Here is a 15,788-nt window from a genome sequence, read left to right as displayed (position 1 = left end):
AATCAGCTTGCGGTCGTGTGCCTGGTCGGACGCCACCACGCGCCCGACCAGGAGAAGGTGGGGATGCCGGCGACGCCGACATCCGCGAGGAACAGCCGCCCCGCATCCGGATGCTCGAGCAGGCCGGCCTCGTCGAGATCACGCGAGGCCGTGGTGATCAGCAGTCGGTCCAGCTCCGGGCCGACGAAGCACACGCTCGAGACATGAGGCGGGTCGACCTCGACGACGTCGACGATTCGGCCGTCCAGGTCGTAGCAGCGGACCTGGCCGCTGCCCCACACCGCGATCCAGAGGTAGCCGCGCTCGTCGACGCAGATGCCGTCGGGGAATCCCTCGATGACCAACTGGGCTCGGCGGACACCGGTGGCGCCCGTCTCGGCGTCGTAGTCCCGCGCCCAGATCGTCCGGGCGAGGGTGTCGGCGCTGTAGAGCGTGCCACCGTCCGGCGACCAGGCGAGGCCGTTCGAGATGCCGAGGTCGGCATCGAGCGTGTCCAGCGAACCGTCGTGGTCGACGCGGAACAGATGATCGTGTCCGCCCTGCTCGTCGAACGCCATCGTGCCGATCAGGAAGCGGCCGGCGGGATCGACCGCACCGTCGTTGGTCCGGCTCGGATCGCCGGCCTCGACGATGCGAGGCCCGTCGGTGCGACTCCCGTCACGGGCGACCACGACGAGGCGATCCTGGCAGGCGACGAGAAGGCTGCCGTCCGGGCCCGGCACGGCGGCGCCGACCATGCCGTCGAATCCCTCGTCGGAGAGGGGTGAGATCGAGTCGCCGATCAGGGCGCCGCGGTAGACGTGGCCGCGGACGACATCCACCCAGATGACGGTGTCGGTGTCGGCATCCCAGACGGGACCCTCGGCGAGGACGTGACGCTGCGCCGACGCGACGGTCGCCGTGAAGGTGCTCACAGCGCGGTCTCGTCGACGTGGCCCGCCACGATCGAGCGGATCACCGGCAACTCCTCGATGAGGGCCGACAAGGGCGTTCGGTACGACAGCGCGCTGATGCTGACCGCCCCCGACGGCTCGTTCGGTGACGAGAGAAACACCGGGACGGCGAGGCAGTTGACGCCGGGCTCGTTCTCCTGATCGTCGACGCTGAAGCCGCGTTCGCGCACGGTCTCCAGCTGGGCGTGCAGCTCCTGCGCGGTGCCGGCAGTACGAGCCGTGATCTTGCGCAACGGATGTTCCGCAACCCAGGCCCTCACGGCCTGTTCGTCGGGCAGTTGCAGCGACAGCAGCAGCTTGCCCACGGCGGTGGCATGTGCCGAGTTCCTTCCCCCGACCGTGGACGTGAGCCGCATCGCGCCGACGGTGGGGTCGACCTTCGCGCGGTACACGATGTCGGCTCCGTCGAGGACCGCGTAGTGCGAGGTCTCGCCGAAGCGGTTGGCGAGTCGATCGAGGATCGGCTGGACCCGGAGGTGATCGGGGCGCGCTTCGTGGTGCGCGAACGCCATGCGGAGGAACTCGTCGCCGAGAAGATAGTGCCCGCGCCCGTCACGTCCGGCCAGGCCTGCCCTGCACAGTGAGGCGAGCGCCCGGTGGATGGTCGGCTTCGGACTGCTCATCACCCGCGCCATCTCGTCGAGCGTGACCCCCTCCGGGTACTTCGCGAGCTCGGTGAGCACGGCGAGCACCCGGTCTGAGCCGACGAGGCGATCGTCGCTCACCGGTTCCGTAACGAGAGCTGCGGGTGTAATCTCCATTGCGTTCCACATGTTAGACAAATGTTCCACGAAATGGAAGAAGGCGACGTGGCCGAGCAAGGACGCTCCCACCGCAGCAGCGAGTGGTACGCGGGCACCGACCGCAACTCCTACATCCATCGGGCTTGGATGCGACGTGGTCTTCCGGAGGACGCGTTCGACGGTCGCCCGCACGTCGCCATCGCGAACACGGCCTCGGACCTGACGCCATGCAACTCTCACCTCGACGAGGTGATGGAGAGCGTCAAGGCCGGCATTTGGGAGGCGGGCGGCGTTCCTCTCGACCTGCCCGTGGTGTCGCTGGGTGAGACGCAGGTGCGTCCGACCGCGATGCTCTGGCGCAACATGGCCGCGATGTCGACCGAGGAGATGATCCGCGCCAACCCGATCGATGGCGTGGTGCTCCTCGGGGGCTGCGACAAGACGATCCCCTCGCTGATGATGGCGGCGGCCTCGGTCGACCTCCCGGCCGTCGTGGTTCCCGGTGGGCCGATGAAGACCGGGACGTTCCAGGGCGTCGCGCTCGGCTGCGGCACCGACGTGTGGCGGCTGAGCGAAGAGGTGCGCGCGGGAACCCTGAGCGAGAAGGAGTTCCTCAAGTCCGAGGGCTCGATGATCTCGAGCAAGGGCCACTGCAACACGATGGGCACCGCCTCGACGATGGAGCTCGTGACGGAGGCGCTCGGGATGATCATCCCCGGTCTCGCCGGGACCCCCGCGGTCGATGCCCGTCTGCTCCAGAATTCCCACGAGACAGGCCGTCTGATCGTCGAGTTGATCGAGGCCGATCGGCGGCCCAGCTCCTTCCTGACGAGGGGTTCCTTCCAGAACGCGATCGTGGCGCTGGCGGCGATCGGCGGCTCGACCAACGCCGTCGTGCACCTGCTCGCCATCGCCGGCCGGCTGGGCATCCCGCTGACGCTCGACGACTTCGACACGATCGGATCGGGAGTCCCGTTGCTGGTGAACCTGCAGCCGGCGGGTCGGTACCTGATGGACGACTTCCACCGCGCCGGCGGTCTGCTGTCGGTCCTCCGCGAGGTGAAGGACCTGTTGGATCCGAACGCCCTCACCGTCACCGGCAAGCCGCTCGTCGACTACCTCGACGATGCCCGCATCTGGGACAACGAGGTGATCAGCGTTCGCGAGACGCCGCTGATCCCCGACGCGGGAATCGCCGTCCTGCGGGGCAACCTCGCCCCCGGAGGCGCGATCATCAAGCCGGCTGCTGCGTCGCCGGAGCTGCTCCACCACCGCGGGCAGGCGGTTGTCTTCGACTCGATCGAGGACATGCACGCCCGGATCGATGACCCCGAGCTCGAGGTCACCGCCGACTCCGTGCTCGTCCTCCGCGGCTGCGGGCCCAAGGGGTACCCGGGCATGCCGGAGGTCGCCAACATGCCGCTGCCGAAGAAGCTGCTCGAACAGGGCGTACGCGACATGGTGCGAATCTGCGACGGACGTATGTCGGGGACGGCATACGGAACGGTCGTGTTGCATGTCACACCGGAGGCCGCCGCCGGCGGGCCGCTCGCCATCGTTCAGACGGGCGACTGGATCGAGCTCGACGTGCCGAAGCGCCGGCTGACCCTCGACCTCACGCAGGACGAGCTGAACTCCCGCACGCCGAACCAGGCGACGCTCGACGGGTTCGCGAAGCCGAAGCGCGGGTGGGAGAAGCTCTACGTCGATCATGTGATGGGCGCCGACACCGGTGCCGACCTGGACTTCCTGCAGGGGTCGAGCGGAGACAAGGTATCGCGTGAGTCGCACTGACGTGACCCTCGAGTCGCCTCCCCGCCTGCCTGCTAAAAGCGCAAGCTCGCACTGCGTCCAGAAGCCTGTTCACAAACTGGGTGTGGACAAACCTTCACTTCCCCGGCTAGTGTCGCAAGGCTGTGCCGAGTAGGCCAGCAACCCCGTTGACCTGGAAGGAGCGCCGCGTGTTCGAGATGCGATATGACGAACCGCGCGATCTGCGCACCCTCCAGAACCTCGCGTAGGCACGCGCCGTCACTTCGACGTCCCCTGCCTGGTCGAGGCTCGGGGCCTCTGTCGTTCTCACACGACCCGTCCTTTCCGGTGCTGCAGAGCCGGATGGTCGCGCCCGTCCCGAGCGCCCATCCCAACCCATCTCTGAAGAATCGAAAGGACGATGAAGAAGATCACGAACCGGCTGCTCAGCTGGGCGACCATCCTCGGTGAGAACGCCGAGGAACAGGCTCGCACCACCGCGACCATGCCGTTCATCTACCCGCACCTGGCTTTGATGCCGGACGCCCACCTGGGTCTCGGCGCCACCGTCGGGTCGGTCATCCCGACCCTCCACGCGGTGATGCCGGCCGCCGTGGGCGTCGACATCGGCTGCGGCATGATCGCCGTCAAGACGGCGTTCACCAAAGCCGACATCGACCGGGTCTCGGTCGACTCACCCTTGCGGGAGTTGCGCGAGCAGATCGAGCGGGCCGTGCCGACCTCGGCGGGCAGCTACAACCGCAAGATCGTGGAGACCGCAGAGCCCCGTGTAGCCGAACTCCAGGAAAAGGCGGCGCGGGCCGGTTTCGACCCGTCGAGCTACGCCGGCAACTGGCAGCTGCAGCTGGGCACGCTCGGCAGCGGCAACCACTTCATCGAGGTCAGCCTCGACGAAGAAGATGCCGTATGGCTCTTCCTGCACTCCGGGAGCAGGGGCGTCGGCAACAAGATCGCGCAGCACCACATCCAGATCGCCAAGGCCGAGATGGAACGCTGGTGGATCACGTTGCCCGACCCCGACCTCGCCTACCTGGTGGAGGGCACGCCCCAGTTCCACCGGTACATCGAGGAGCTGCGGTGGGCTCAGCACTTCGCCCTGCTGAACCGTGAGGAGATGATGGACCGTGTCGTGCGGCAGCTCTCGGAGTGGATGCGCGAACCGGTTGTCGAGGTCGAGCGGGTGAACTGTCACCACAACTTCACCCAGCTCGAGAGCCACTTCGGCAAGGACGTCTGGCTCTCGCGGAAGGGAGCGATCTCGGCGCGGCTCGGCGAGAAGGGACTCATTCCCGGATCGATGGGAACCGCGTCGTACGTGGTCGAGGGACTCGGCAACGCCGTCGCTCTGGAGTCGTCGCCTCACGGCGCCGGCCGGATGTTCTCGCGGAGCGCCGCTCGGAAGACCTTCACGCACGAGCAGCTGCGGGAGGCCATGACGGGGATCGAGTTCCGGGATACGGACGCGTTCCTCGACGAGATCCCGGCCGCCTACAAGGACATCGACCAGGTCATGGCTGACGCCTCAGACCTGGTGCGGATCGTCTCCACGCTGCGGCAGATCCTCAACGTGAAGGGCGACTAGCGAGCGTGGGCTCCGGGAGAAACCCGGGGCCCACGTCCGGTCGGGCCGTGGGAAGCCTTCAGCGATTCAGAGCTCGGGCGGCGGGCAGGCCGTACTGGTAGGTGGCTCCCGCTTGAGCGTACGTGGCGACACCGGAGGGATCATCGTCTGCGGCACCGGTGACGAGACCGGGGCCGAGACCTCAGCCGGATCTGCTGCGCGAGCGCGGAGGCGACCGGACGATCGCCGTCGTCCGCCACGAACACGCGGCCGATGACCAGTACGGAATCGAAGGTCGTGTGATCGGTCGAGACGGGGAACGCTCGGGGATCAGGCCCACGTGGCCGCCCGGAACGGCAGCGGCACGTAGTCGATCTCGACACCGAGCTCTTTCGCGGCGCGGAGGGCGAAGTGCGGATCCCGCGTGAGTTCCCGGCCGAGGAACACGGCGTCGGCTCGCCCCTCCTGCAGGATCGCCTCGGCCTGCGCCGGGGTCGTGATCTTGCCCACCGCCGCCGCCTGCACCCGACCCTGCTCGCGCACCAGCTCGGTCAGCGGCACCTGGTACCCCGGCGAGACCGAGATGAAGATGTCGCGGACCAGCCCCCCGCTCGAGATGTCGAAGAAGTCCGCCCCACGGTCGACGGCCCAGGAGCAGACCCGCGCCGTCTCCTCCGGCGTCCAACCGCCCTCAGCCACCCAGTCCGTGCCGGAGAACCGTACGAACAGGGGCATCGATTCGGGCACGACCTCGCGAACTCGATCGACGATCTCGAGCAGCAGCCGCGCCCGGTTCTCGAGGCTGCCCCCGTATTCGTCGGTACGCCGGTTGCTCAACGGCGAGAGGAACTGGTGAAGCAGGTAGCCGTGCGCCGCGTGGATCTCGATGAGATCGAATCCGGCCTCGACAGCCCGCCGGGCCGCCGCACCGAAGTCGTCGACGACCTTGTCGAGGCCCGCCCGATCGAGTTCGACGGGGACGTCCATGCCTACGCAGGCGACGGCCGAGGGGGCGACGGTCGTCCAGCCACCTTCCGATTCGGGCTTGGTCTTGCCCGCCTCGGCGGTGAACCCCCGGTAGTCGGAGCCCTTGCGCCCCGAATGGGCGAGCTGGATGCCGGCGGCCGCACCCTGCGAATGGACGAAGTCGACGACACGGGCCCAGCGATCGCGCTGCGCGTCGTTCCAGAGGCCCGCGCACTCGGAGGTGATCCTCGCCTCCGGACTGACACCGGTCGCCTCCATCATGACCAGCCCGGCACCGCCTGCGGCGTAGGTGCCGGCGTTCACCAGATGCCAGTCGTGCGGCATCCCGTCGTGATCGAGGCAGGCGTACTGACACATGGGTGAGACCCAGATGCGGTTGCGCAGTTCGACGCCCCGGATGACGAGAGGTTCGAAGAGTTTTGCGGTCATGGTGAGGCTCTTTTCGGACGAGGTCAGCGGGCGGTGTAGCCGCCGTCGATGGGAAGCCCGACGCCGGTGATCCACGACGACTCGTCGGAGGCAAGGAAGAGGACCGCGTAGGCCACCTCGAGGGGTCTGCCCAGACGCCGGATCGACTGGTTGGCCGTCATCATCCGCTCGTAGGCCGGCAGGCCGCCCTCGTAGGCGGACGCGATCCCCTCGACCAGGGGAGTGAGCACAGTGCTCGGGTGAATCGAGTTGACGCGGATGTTGTAGCGGCCGTAGCTGGCGGCGTCCTGCCGCGTCTGCATCGTGACCGCCCCCTTGGCGACGTGGTACGGGGTGAACTCGTCGTTGCCGATGAGACCGTAGATCGACGAGAAGTTGATGATGCTCCCCCCGCCGTTGGCGATGAGATGCGGGATCACGTGCTTGGTCGTGAAGAAGACGCCCTTCACGTCGACCGCGAACAGCGCGTCCCATTCCTCTTCGGCGACCTCGTGCGTGGGCTTGTCGACGCCGATGATTCCGGCGCAGTTGACGAGCACGTCGAGCTTGCCGAAGTGCTCGACCGCGGCCTTGACCACGGATCCCACGCTCAGCTCGCTCGTGACGTCCAGCTCCCAGAAGCGGGCGACGCCTCCGGCGTCCACGATGGCCTGAGCGGTCTCCCTGCCGCGGTCGACGTTGGCGTCGGTGACCGCCACCGATGCCCCCTCGCGCGCGAACAGCTCAGCGGTCGACCGCCCCATCCCGGATGCCGCCCCGGTGATCAGGGCGACCTTGTTGGCGAGACGAGGCATGGCGTTCCTTTCGGCGGAGCACGGTCGGTGGGGAGGTGAGCGGGTCGACTAGCGGTGCGCGCGGCCCGCGCGGTACCAGTCCGCGATGAGTGCGATCTCCTCGTCGGCGCGCGGCTCGCGACCGGCCAGGAGCGGGTAGACGTGCTGCATGCCGTCACCGGCGGAGAACGTGACGTCGACGCCGGCGGCGCGCGCGAGCTCGTCGAGGCGGGTCGCGTTGTCCCAGAGGGATTCCTGGGGGCTCGCGCAGATGTACAGCCGCGGGAAGCCCGCGTACTCGGCGTACAGGGGATTCGCCAGAGGGTCGGTCCACAGCGCCGGATCGTCGAGGTAGCGATCGATGTTGCCCTGCAGTCCCTCCGGCGCGATCAGGAAGTCCGTGTCGTTGTTGGTGACGAGGGTCTCGCCGTTGTTCTCCATGTTGAGCCACGGCGACATCGTGATCACCTGGCCCGGCAGCGCCTTGCCCTGTTGCTTCAGCATCTGAACCATCCCGAGGGCCAGGTTGGCGCCCGCGCTGTCGCCGACCAGGGTGATGTCGCGCATGTCGTAGCCGTCGGCGACGAGCGCGTCGATGATCGCGACCCCGTCGTGCAGCTGGCCGGGGAACCGCGTCTCGGGAGCCAGCCTGAAGTCGGCGACGAAGGCGTACGTCCCCATGGCCTTGGCCAGGTGGCCCGCCAGCTTGCGGTGCGTCGCGGACGATCCCAGAGCGAACCCGCCGCCGTGCATGAGCACGACCATCTGCTTCGGGTCGCTGTCCCGCGGCATGACCAGGATGCCCGGCACGCCACCGAAGCTCGTCTCCTCGTACGACACCTCCGTGGGCTCCGTCGTGGCCCTCGCCCAGTCCTCGAAGACGATGCGGAGCAGCCCGAGCGACATGTCGGGGTACTTCGTCATCTCGGCGATCCAGTCGGCATACATCTGACCGAGCAGGTCGGTGGGCACAGGTGCTGACACGGTTCTCTCCTTCGCGAAGTCGCTGGAGCACCAGGATGTCGCCTGCCGCGACCCGCGAATCCGGCCGTCGCAAAATGACCCATCCGAGTCTCAAGCTGACGCCCGGGCGCCGACGAGCAGCCCGGAGACTCATAGCCCAGGGGGCGCACCTCGCCCCGTGCAATCACAGACAGTCCGAGCCGGCGTCAACGATGACATCTGCCGCACTCAGCGGCACGACCCCGGCCTCACCGACAGAAAGCAGATGAATGTGAACATCTCGATGAAATCGCGCAAGGGGGTCACCGCGATCGCAGCGATCGCCATGGTGTCGGCCCTTGCTCTGACCGGCTGCTCCAGCGGCTCCCTGAGCGGAGGAACCGGCTCCGGCTCCTCGACCGCGAAGATCACCACAGACGGTGTCGGCGTGCAGAGCGACATCGGCTCGATCACCAAGTACTGCGGCACCAAGCCCCTGACGGTCGCACTGGCCGACGGCTTCGGCGGCAACTCCTGGCGCAAGATCACCAAGCAGGTGTTCCTGGAAGACGTCAAGAAGTGCAAGAACATCAAGAAGGTGCTCTACACCGACGCCCAGGGCGACACGCAGAAGGCCATCTCCGACATCAACTCCCTCGTCGCCCAGAAGGTCGACGTGATTGTCACCTTCGTCGACGGAGGTCAGGCTCTGCTGCCGACCATCAAGAAGGCGACGGCGGCCGGAGTCAAGGTCGTCCCGTTCGTCGGATCCCCCGGTGGCGTTCCCGGCAAGGACTACACCGCCTTCGTCGCCGAGGACATCAGGACCTACGGCCAGAACCTGGCCGACTGGACGATCAAGACGATGGGTGGCAAGGGCAACCTGGTCATGCTCGGTGGCATCGCCGGCAACTCCTACTCGCAGGGCGTCTACGACGGAGTCGTCGCGGCCGCCAAGAAGAACCCCGGCATCACGCTGCTCAACACCGACGGACCTGTCGCCACCGATTGGGAGCCCGGCAAGACGCAGCAGGTGGTCGCCGGCCTGATCACCAAGTACGGCAAGATCGACGGAATCGTCTCGGACTACGGCGGAGGCTCCGTGGGCGGCATCCGCGCGTTCCTCGCGGCGAACCAGCCGATCCCGCCGTGGTCGGCCAACGACTCCAACCAGTTCTCGTGCCTCTGGTACCAGTACAAGGACACGGAGCCGAAGTACCAGATCGCCACGGAGTCGTCTCGCAACTGGATCGTCCAGGAGGCCCTCAACAAGGGACTCGCCGCGGCGAACGGGATCGACAACACCGAGCCGAGCACCTTCAACCTCCAGATCATCGAGGACTCGACCGACTCGTCGAAGCAGCCGAACTGCCAGAAGGCCCTGCCCGACGACGCCATCCTGTCGTCCGGCCTGACCGTCCAGCAGCTGTCGGACCTCTTCAAGTAACCCTCTCGAACACCGGGTGCCGGCCTCCGCTCATGGGCGGGGCCGGCACCCGCACCAGCAAAGGACACAGACATGGATCGCCTGACCGGCAAAGTCGCAATCGTCACCGGAGCGGGCCGAGGCATCGGTCGCTCGATCGCCGAGACCTTCGCACGCGAAGGGGCGACGGTCGTCGCGACCGGGCGCGGAGCATCCGAGACCTTCCCGGAGGGTATCGAGTACCTCCAGCTCGAGGTGTCGCAGGAGAAGGGCTGGAAGACCGTGGTCGAGGAGGTCATCGCGCGACACGGTCGCGTCGACATCCTCGTCAACAACGCCGGCGTGATCATCTACGACAACGTCCACGAACTCTCGCTCGACGACTGGAACACGGTCATCGGCATCAACCAGACCGGCGTCTGGCTCGGCATGCGCGAGGTGATCCCCTCCATGCTCAGCAACGGCGGCGGGTCGATCATCAACATCTCGTCGATCTGGGGAACCGCGGCGGTGTCGGGCGGTCACGCCTACCACGCCACCAAGGGCGCCGTCCGCAACATGTCGAAGAACGCCGCGATCACCTACGCCAAAGAGAACATCCGGGTGAACTCGGTGCATCCCGGATTCATCTGGACCCCTCTGACGGAGTCGCAAGACCCCGACATCAACGCCTACGTCGTCGGGCAGACGCCCATGGGCCGAGCCGGCCAGCCCGAGGAGATCGCGAACGGCGTGCTCTTCCTGGCCAGCGACGAGGCGAGCTTCGTGACGGGCTCCGAACTCGTCATCGACGGCGGATACCTCGCGCAGTAGCGCTCGGCACCCCGAAAGGATCCCCGCGTGAATCTGACAGAGCAAGCGAACGAGCAGGCCGTCCCCCGCGATGAGCCGCACCGCCTGCACTCCGACGACGCCGAGGTTCTGCTGCGGCTCGTCGGGATCGGCAAGTCGTTCCCCGGCGTCCGAGCCCTCACCGACGTGAACCTCGAGGTGCGAGCCGGAGAGGTGCACGCGCTCGTCGGCGAGAACGGGGCGGGCAAGTCCACCCTGATGGCGGTCGCGTCCGGAGCGCTCGCGGCCGACGAGGGCTCCGTCGAGATCGGCGGGGTGCACCTGTCGAGCGCCTCGCCCGACGAGGCCAGATCGCTCGGCCTCGCCATCGTCCGTCAGGATCCCGCCCTGCTGCCCGACCTCACGGTCGCCGAGAACATGGCGATCGGGGTCGGCTATCGCCGGGTGGGCGGGCTGCGCAACGCCCCACGGTGGGCGCAGACCCGGCTCGACCCCTGGCAGATGGGGGTGGATGCGCGCACCCGCGTGTCGGATCTCACGGTCGAGCAGCGTTTCATCGTCGAGATCGCGAAGGCGATCGCCCTGGAGCCCCGGGTGCTGATCCTCGACGAGCCCACCGAGCACCTGAGCCTCGAGGAGGCGCAGAGGCTGTTCCGGCGCATCCGGGAGATCGTCGCGGGTCGGTCCTCGGTCGTGTACATCTCGCATCGCATCCCGGAGGTCAAGGAGATCGCCGATCGCATCACGGTGCTCCGCGACGGCCAGGTGCGCGGCACCTTCGACGCCGCCGACGTCACCGAGGACCAGATCATCGAGCGGGTGATCGGCCGGGCCCTCGACACGGTGTTCCCCGACAAGGCCGATGACGGCGTGATGGCATCCGACTCCCGGCAGCTCGAAGTGCACCGCCTGTCCAGCGAGTACTTCCACGACATCACCTTCTCGGTGCGCCCCGGAGAGGTGGTGGGCATCGCGGGTGTGCAGGGCAACGGCCAATCCGAGCTGATCCGCGCCCTCGCCGGGCTCATCCCGGCCACCGGTTCGATCAGCGTGGCGGGTCAGCCCATCAAGGTCGGCAGCAACGTGGCCGCCGCCGCCGCGGGAACCGTCTACGTGCCGGCGGACCGTCACGGCGAGGGCGTCTTCCTCTCTCTCGCCGTCAGCGAGAACGCCGTCATGAAGACCTTGCCCGAGGTCGCCTCGGGCGGCATCGTGCGCGAGCACCGCATCATGGCCACCGCGCTCGAGCAGATCCGCAACCTCGCCATCAAGACCTCGTCACCGCGAGCGGCGATCTCGACGCTCTCGGGCGGCAACCAGCAGAAGGTCGTGCTGGCGCGCACGCTGCTCTCGAAGCCGCGCGTCCTGCTGGGCGAGGAACCGACCCAAGGCGTGGATGCCGGAGCACGCGTCGACATCTACAAGATCCTGCGCGACGCCGCCGGGCAGGGCGCCGCGGTCGTCGTTCTGTCGTCGGACGGCGTCGAGCTGCAGGGCCTCTGCGACCGGGTGCTGATCATGTCGCGCGGCGCGATCGTCGAGGAGCTGGCCGGCGACGCGATCAGCGAGTCGGCGATCACCAGTGCGGCGCTCACCTCGACCTCGACGGTCGAGCACGCCCCCGCACGCCGGGGTCGATTCGGCGGCTTCCGAGGGTGGCTTCGCGGCGACAGTTCGCCGGCGGCCGTCCTGGGCGCGCTGTTCCTGCTGCTCGGCGTCGCCGTGTCGATCACGAATCCGAGCTACTTCTCGGCGTTCAACATCAACAACCTCCTTCTGCTGGCTGCGCCGCTGATCCTGGTGGGAGCCGCTCAACAGGTCGTGGTGCTCGGAGCGGGATTCGATCTCTCGGTCGGTCCCCTGATGGGCTTCCTCGTGGTGGTCTCGTCGTTCTGGGTGGTCGACGGCGGCAACTTCCTCCTCGGCTTCGGTCTGATGATCGCCGGCGCGGCGGGCATCGGGCTGATCAACGGCGTTCTGGTGACCCGCTTCAACATCAACCCGGTCGTCGCGACCCTCGCGATGTTCATCGCCCTGCAGGGCGCCTACCTGTCGCTGCGCTCGACACCGGGCGGCCTGATCTCCGAAACCGTGACGAGCGCCGTCAGCTCCCGCGTCGGAATCGTGCCGGTCGTGACGATCGTGGCGACGGTCATCGTGCTGGTGCTCGAGTGGGGCCTGCGCCGGACCCGCTGGGGGGTCGAGCTGCGTGCGGTCGGCTCGCGGCGCGACGCGGCGGAACGCCTGGGCATCCCCGCGCGCCGCGTGCTGCTGTTCTCGTACCTGCTCTGCTCGCTGCTCGTGCTGCCCGCGGCCATCATCATGATGGCTCAGATCGGAATCGGCGACGGCACCCCCAGCATCTCGTACACGCTCTCCTCGGTGACGATCGTGGTGCTCGCCGGAGCCAGCGTGTTCGGCGGGCGCGGATCGTTCCTCGGGGTGCTCGCGGCGGCACTCCTGGTCGAGCAGGTGCTCAACATCTCGCCGTTCCTCGGGCTGTCGTCGGCATGGGGGTACTGGCTCCCCGGCGTCATCACGCTGCTGGCGGCGATCACCTACACCACCCTTCGGGGCGCACGACGGAAGGCGGCACGATGAACACCCCTCGGAACCCCCTCGCGGAGTCGGGCTGGCGCCGGATCCTGTCCGGCCGATCCAGTTCCATCTGGATCGCGACGATCGCCCTGTTCGCACTGAGCCCGATCATCGCTCCCGGCAGCCTCGGCGTCGCTCCCCTGCTGAGCATGCTGCCGTTCGCCTCGGTTCTGGCGATCGCGGCCGCGGGCCAGACCCTCGTCATCCAGCAGCGGGGACTCGACCTCTCGGTTCCCGGGATGATGGCCCTCGGCGCCGTGCTGGCCAGCGCTCTCCCGCAGAACGAGGGGTGGCCGGTATGGCTGGCCGTGATCCTCGGTGTCGTCGGACCGGGAATCGCCGGCCTGGTCAACGGCCTGCTGGTGACGGTCTTCCGGCTGGCCCCGCTCGTCGCGACCCTGGGGATGAACGCCCTTCTGCTCGGCACCGTGTTCGCCCTCGCGAACGGGACGCCCGCGTCGGCGCCGGCCGTGCTCACGAGGTTCGCCCTCGCGCGCACGATCGGGATTCCCAACACCCTGATCATCGCCGTCGTGGTGGTCATCATCGTCGGATTCCTGACTCAGAAGTCGATCATCGGGCGACGGCTCACGGCCGTCGGCGTCAGCGAGCGAGCCGCCATCGCGCTCGGGATCCGGGTCAACCTGTATCAGACCCTCGCCTACGGCTTCGCGGGCGTCTGCTACGGCGCCGCGGGGGTGCTCCTGGCGGGCTACACGCAGACGCCGCAGCTCTTCCTGGGCGACAGCTACCTGCTTCCGACCGTCGCCGCGGTCGTCCTCGGCGGCACCGTCCTGACCGGTGGCCTGGCCAGCGTCATCGCGTCAGGTGTCGCGGCCCTCTTCCTGACCCAGCTCGGACAGCTCCTCCGCGCCCTCGGGTGGACCGATGCGCAGCAGCTCGTCGCGCAGGCGGTCGTGCTGATCGTCGTCGTGCTGGTGCGGGAACTCATCCCTCGGATCAGCCGCCGTGTCTCGGCGGCGCGTCCGCCCCGGGCGATCGAGGCCGCGAACTCGCGCTAGCGCGGACGGTCACGCCGTCAGGTGGTACGCCTTCATCTTGCGGTACACCGTCGCGCGTGACAGCCCGAGGATCTCCGCCGCCTTGGCCCGGTTGCCCTCCGCCTCATCCAGCGCCTTGCGGATGGCCTCGAGCTCGACCCGCTCGATCAGGCTGAGCACCTTGGCGCTGCGCATCGCCGCCGGAAGGTCCTCGGGGGTCACGACGCCCTTCTTGCCGGAGCGGACGAGCTCGCCCAGGATCGCCCGGAGCTCTTTGACGTTGCCCGGCCAGCGGTAGGCCCGCAGCACTTCGATCGCCTCGCTCGTGGGCTGGAGGCCGGCTCCGACGGCGTCTTCGGACGAGAGCGCGTGCCAGAGCGCGGGGATGTCGGTGAACCGCTCGCGCAGCGGCGGCAGCCACAGGCACCCCGCGTTGAGCCGTCGAGCCGCGGAGTCCGCCTCGTCGGAATCGGCGGCCGTGAGCGTCAGCAGCACGCGACCCGGGTGAGGGGTGTTCTCGAGCACCGAACGCAGGCCGTCGAGCGCCGGCGCATCGAGGGTCTCGACACCGCGGATGACGAGCGGCGCCCCCGTGCTCAAGCGCTCGGTCAGCGACTGCAGCCACTTCCGAAGTCCCTGGATGTGGCGCTCGGCGGCATCCACGACCTTCCCCGTGGCGTGAACCGACCCGGGCCGGAAGGGGAAGCCGAGCGCGAGCGAGGTCTTGCCCACGCCGGGCTCGCCGGCGATGATCAGGGGCACCGAGGCGTCCCGCTGCCGACCGAGCACATTGACCGCGGCGAGCCACTCAGAGGATCGTCCCGCGAGCGGCGCCCGAGGCCGCGGCGCCGGGACCGGAGTCCGCGAGAGCTGTTTCTCCATCGCCATGACCACGTGATCGCCGTGGTCGAGGGTGGTCAGCTGCAGGTCGACCGCGCCATCGGAGAGCTCGAGCCGATAGCGCCCGGCCGGACGGCCGTCCTCGAGCATCCGCTGGAGAAGGGCGAGGTCGTCGGAACTCAACCGGCTCGCCGATCGGCTCTGCATCATCAGTCCCTGCGGCCCGAAGGCGATCACCGGCCCGGTGGCGTCCCGGCTGATCGACAGGAACGCATCGAACATGCGCCGCGATTCCGGCTGCTCGACATCGAGCACGTGCTGTTCGAGCTGCGTGGTCACCGAGTGCAGCAGGGGCAGGAGCAGCTTGCTCTTCGGCGAGAGCTCGGACGAGAGCGTGATGACGGCCAACAGCTTGCCGGTGAGGGGATGCCGGATCGGTCCCCCCGTGCACATCGCGGTGCTGTAGAAGTCGGCGAAGTGCTCGGTCCCGTTGATCTGGACGGTCTTGCCCGTCGCGATCACGGTGCCGACGCCGTTGGTGCCGACGACGTCCTCGGCGAGCACCGCGCCGCGCATGGTTCCCAGGCGATCGAGATGCTGGACCACCGACGAGTCGTGACTCCAGCGTTGCAGGATCTGCCCCTTGGCATCCGCGAGAAGGAGTCCGAGTCCGGTACCCGAGAGGTCGTCCGAGAACTTCGTCAGGGGCGCGCGGAACATGTCGAGCAGATGCGCGTCGAGCAGTTCGTCCGCGACCTGCGGGACGTCGCGGATGTTCGAGGGCACGCCGATCGCGGCCTTGGACCGCTCCCAGGAGCGGACGAGTTCGAGGTCAGGGGCGAAGGCCGCCGGACCCTGGCCGAGGATCTCGTCCTTGGCCGATTGGATTTGTCGTTGTGAATCGAATGCGAGAGACACGAAGTGGGCTCCTAGGGTATGTCGCCGCACCCTCGCCGTCGATTCGGCACTA

At 68.1% G+C, this 15,788-nt stretch carries 12 protein-coding genes; 6 read left to right on the top strand and 6 right to left on the bottom strand.

Features of this window, described 5'->3' with window-relative positions; translation table 11 throughout:
- Window positions 1-2: 2 nt before the first annotated feature.
- Together ACFPJ4_RS12765 and ACFPJ4_RS12760 are read right to left on the bottom strand one after the other, a co-directional pair.
- Window positions 3-914 (bottom strand): SMP-30/gluconolactonase/LRE family protein, encoded by a 912-nt coding sequence (locus ACFPJ4_RS12765; RefSeq protein ID WP_386740827.1) that lies wholly within the window; start codon window positions 912-914, stop codon window positions 3-5.
- On the bottom strand, window positions 911-1,678 hold the full coding sequence (locus ACFPJ4_RS12760) for an IclR family transcriptional regulator (RefSeq protein WP_386740826.1): 768 nt from the start codon (window positions 1,676-1,678) through the stop codon (window positions 911-913). Before ACFPJ4_RS12760 ends, ACFPJ4_RS12765 begins: the two co-directional genes overlap by 4 nt.
- 84 nt (window positions 1,679-1,762) lie before the next feature.
- On the opposite strand from ACFPJ4_RS12760, the gene ACFPJ4_RS12755 reads away from it, so the two are divergent.
- Both ACFPJ4_RS12755 and ACFPJ4_RS12750 read left to right on the top strand, forming a co-directional pair.
- On the top strand, window positions 1,763-3,490 hold the full coding sequence (locus tag ACFPJ4_RS12755; protein WP_386740825.1) for an IlvD/Edd family dehydratase: 1,728 nt from the start codon (window positions 1,763-1,765) through the stop codon (window positions 3,488-3,490).
- A gap of 379 nt (window positions 3,491-3,869) precedes the next feature.
- The gene (locus tag ACFPJ4_RS12750) at window positions 3,870-5,051 is read left to right on the top strand and encodes an RtcB family protein (RefSeq protein ID WP_386740824.1); all 1,182 of its coding nucleotides are present in this window, start codon (window positions 3,870-3,872) and stop codon (window positions 5,049-5,051) included.
- Between the two features lie 309 nt (window positions 5,052-5,360).
- On the opposite strand, the gene ACFPJ4_RS12745 is transcribed toward ACFPJ4_RS12750, so the two are convergent.
- The 3 genes from ACFPJ4_RS12745 to ACFPJ4_RS12735 are packed head-to-tail and all read right to left on the bottom strand — an operon-like array spanning window position 5,361 to window position 8,203.
- Window positions 5,361-6,446: an NADH:flavin oxidoreductase/NADH oxidase gene (locus ACFPJ4_RS12745; RefSeq protein WP_386740823.1), complete on the bottom strand. Its 1,086-nt coding sequence runs from the start codon at window positions 6,444-6,446 to the stop codon at window positions 5,361-5,363.
- Between the two features lie 23 nt (window positions 6,447-6,469).
- Window positions 6,470-7,240: an SDR family NAD(P)-dependent oxidoreductase gene (locus ACFPJ4_RS12740; protein ID WP_386740822.1), complete on the bottom strand. Its 771-nt coding sequence runs from the start codon at window positions 7,238-7,240 to the stop codon at window positions 6,470-6,472.
- Window positions 7,241-7,288: 48 nt separating this feature from the next.
- Entirely contained in the window at window positions 7,289-8,203 is a 915-nt protein-coding gene (locus ACFPJ4_RS12735) for an alpha/beta hydrolase fold domain-containing protein (RefSeq protein ID WP_386740821.1), read from the bottom strand.
- 250 nt (window positions 8,204-8,453) lie between these two features.
- Here ACFPJ4_RS12735 and ACFPJ4_RS12730 point away from each other — a divergent pair, with 250 nt between their 5' ends.
- The 4 genes from ACFPJ4_RS12730 (at window position 8,454) to ACFPJ4_RS12715 (ending at window position 13,999) form a co-directional block, all read left to right on the top strand.
- Window positions 8,454-9,608: a substrate-binding domain-containing protein gene (locus tag ACFPJ4_RS12730; RefSeq protein WP_386740820.1), complete on the top strand. Its 1,155-nt coding sequence runs from the start codon at window positions 8,454-8,456 to the stop codon at window positions 9,606-9,608.
- A gap of 72 nt (window positions 9,609-9,680) precedes the next feature.
- On the top strand, window positions 9,681-10,400 hold the full coding sequence (locus ACFPJ4_RS12725; RefSeq protein WP_386740819.1) for an SDR family NAD(P)-dependent oxidoreductase: 720 nt from the start codon (window positions 9,681-9,683) through the stop codon (window positions 10,398-10,400).
- A 27-nt stretch (window positions 10,401-10,427) separates the two neighbouring features.
- The gene (locus ACFPJ4_RS12720; protein WP_386740818.1) at window positions 10,428-12,980 is read left to right on the top strand and encodes an ATP-binding cassette domain-containing protein; all 2,553 of its coding nucleotides are present in this window, start codon (window positions 10,428-10,430) and stop codon (window positions 12,978-12,980) included.
- A complete protein-coding gene (locus ACFPJ4_RS12715; RefSeq protein ID WP_386740817.1) occupies window positions 12,977-13,999 on the top strand; it encodes an ABC transporter permease in 1,023 nt (340 codons plus the stop codon). Before ACFPJ4_RS12720 ends, ACFPJ4_RS12715 begins: the two co-directional genes overlap by 4 nt.
- Window positions 14,000-14,008: 9 nt before the next feature.
- Here ACFPJ4_RS12715 and ACFPJ4_RS12710 read toward each other — a convergent pair whose 3' ends face one another.
- A complete protein-coding gene (locus tag ACFPJ4_RS12710; protein WP_386740816.1) occupies window positions 14,009-15,736 on the bottom strand; it encodes a sigma-54-dependent Fis family transcriptional regulator in 1,728 nt (575 codons plus the stop codon).
- Window positions 15,737-15,788 lie beyond the last annotated feature (52 nt).

This window comes from Lysinimonas soli (genome assembly GCF_042655435.1).
In the GTDB taxonomy this organism is placed as follows: domain Bacteria; phylum Actinomycetota; class Actinomycetes; order Actinomycetales; family Microbacteriaceae; genus Lysinimonas; species Lysinimonas soli.
Note: the sequence above shows the minus strand (reverse complement) of the source record. Positions and strands in the feature narration are given on the sequence as shown.

Excerpts from the sequence above, each read along its gene's own strand:
- ACFPJ4_RS12750 (WP_386740824.1), top strand. The coding sequence starts at position 3,870 with ATGAAGAAGATCACGAACCGGCTGCTCAGCTGGGCGACCATCCTCGGT.
- ACFPJ4_RS12745 (WP_386740823.1), bottom strand. The coding sequence starts at position 6,446 with ATGACCGCAAAACTCTTCGAACCTCTCGTCATCCGGGGCGTCGAACTG.
- ACFPJ4_RS12740 (WP_386740822.1), bottom strand. The coding sequence starts at position 7,240 with ATGCCTCGTCTCGCCAACAAGGTCGCCCTGATCACCGGGGCGGCATCC.
- ACFPJ4_RS12725 (WP_386740819.1), top strand. The coding sequence starts at position 9,681 with ATGGATCGCCTGACCGGCAAAGTCGCAATCGTCACCGGAGCGGGCCGA.
- ACFPJ4_RS12715 (WP_386740817.1), top strand. The coding sequence starts at position 12,977 with ATGAACACCCCTCGGAACCCCCTCGCGGAGTCGGGCTGGCGCCGGATC.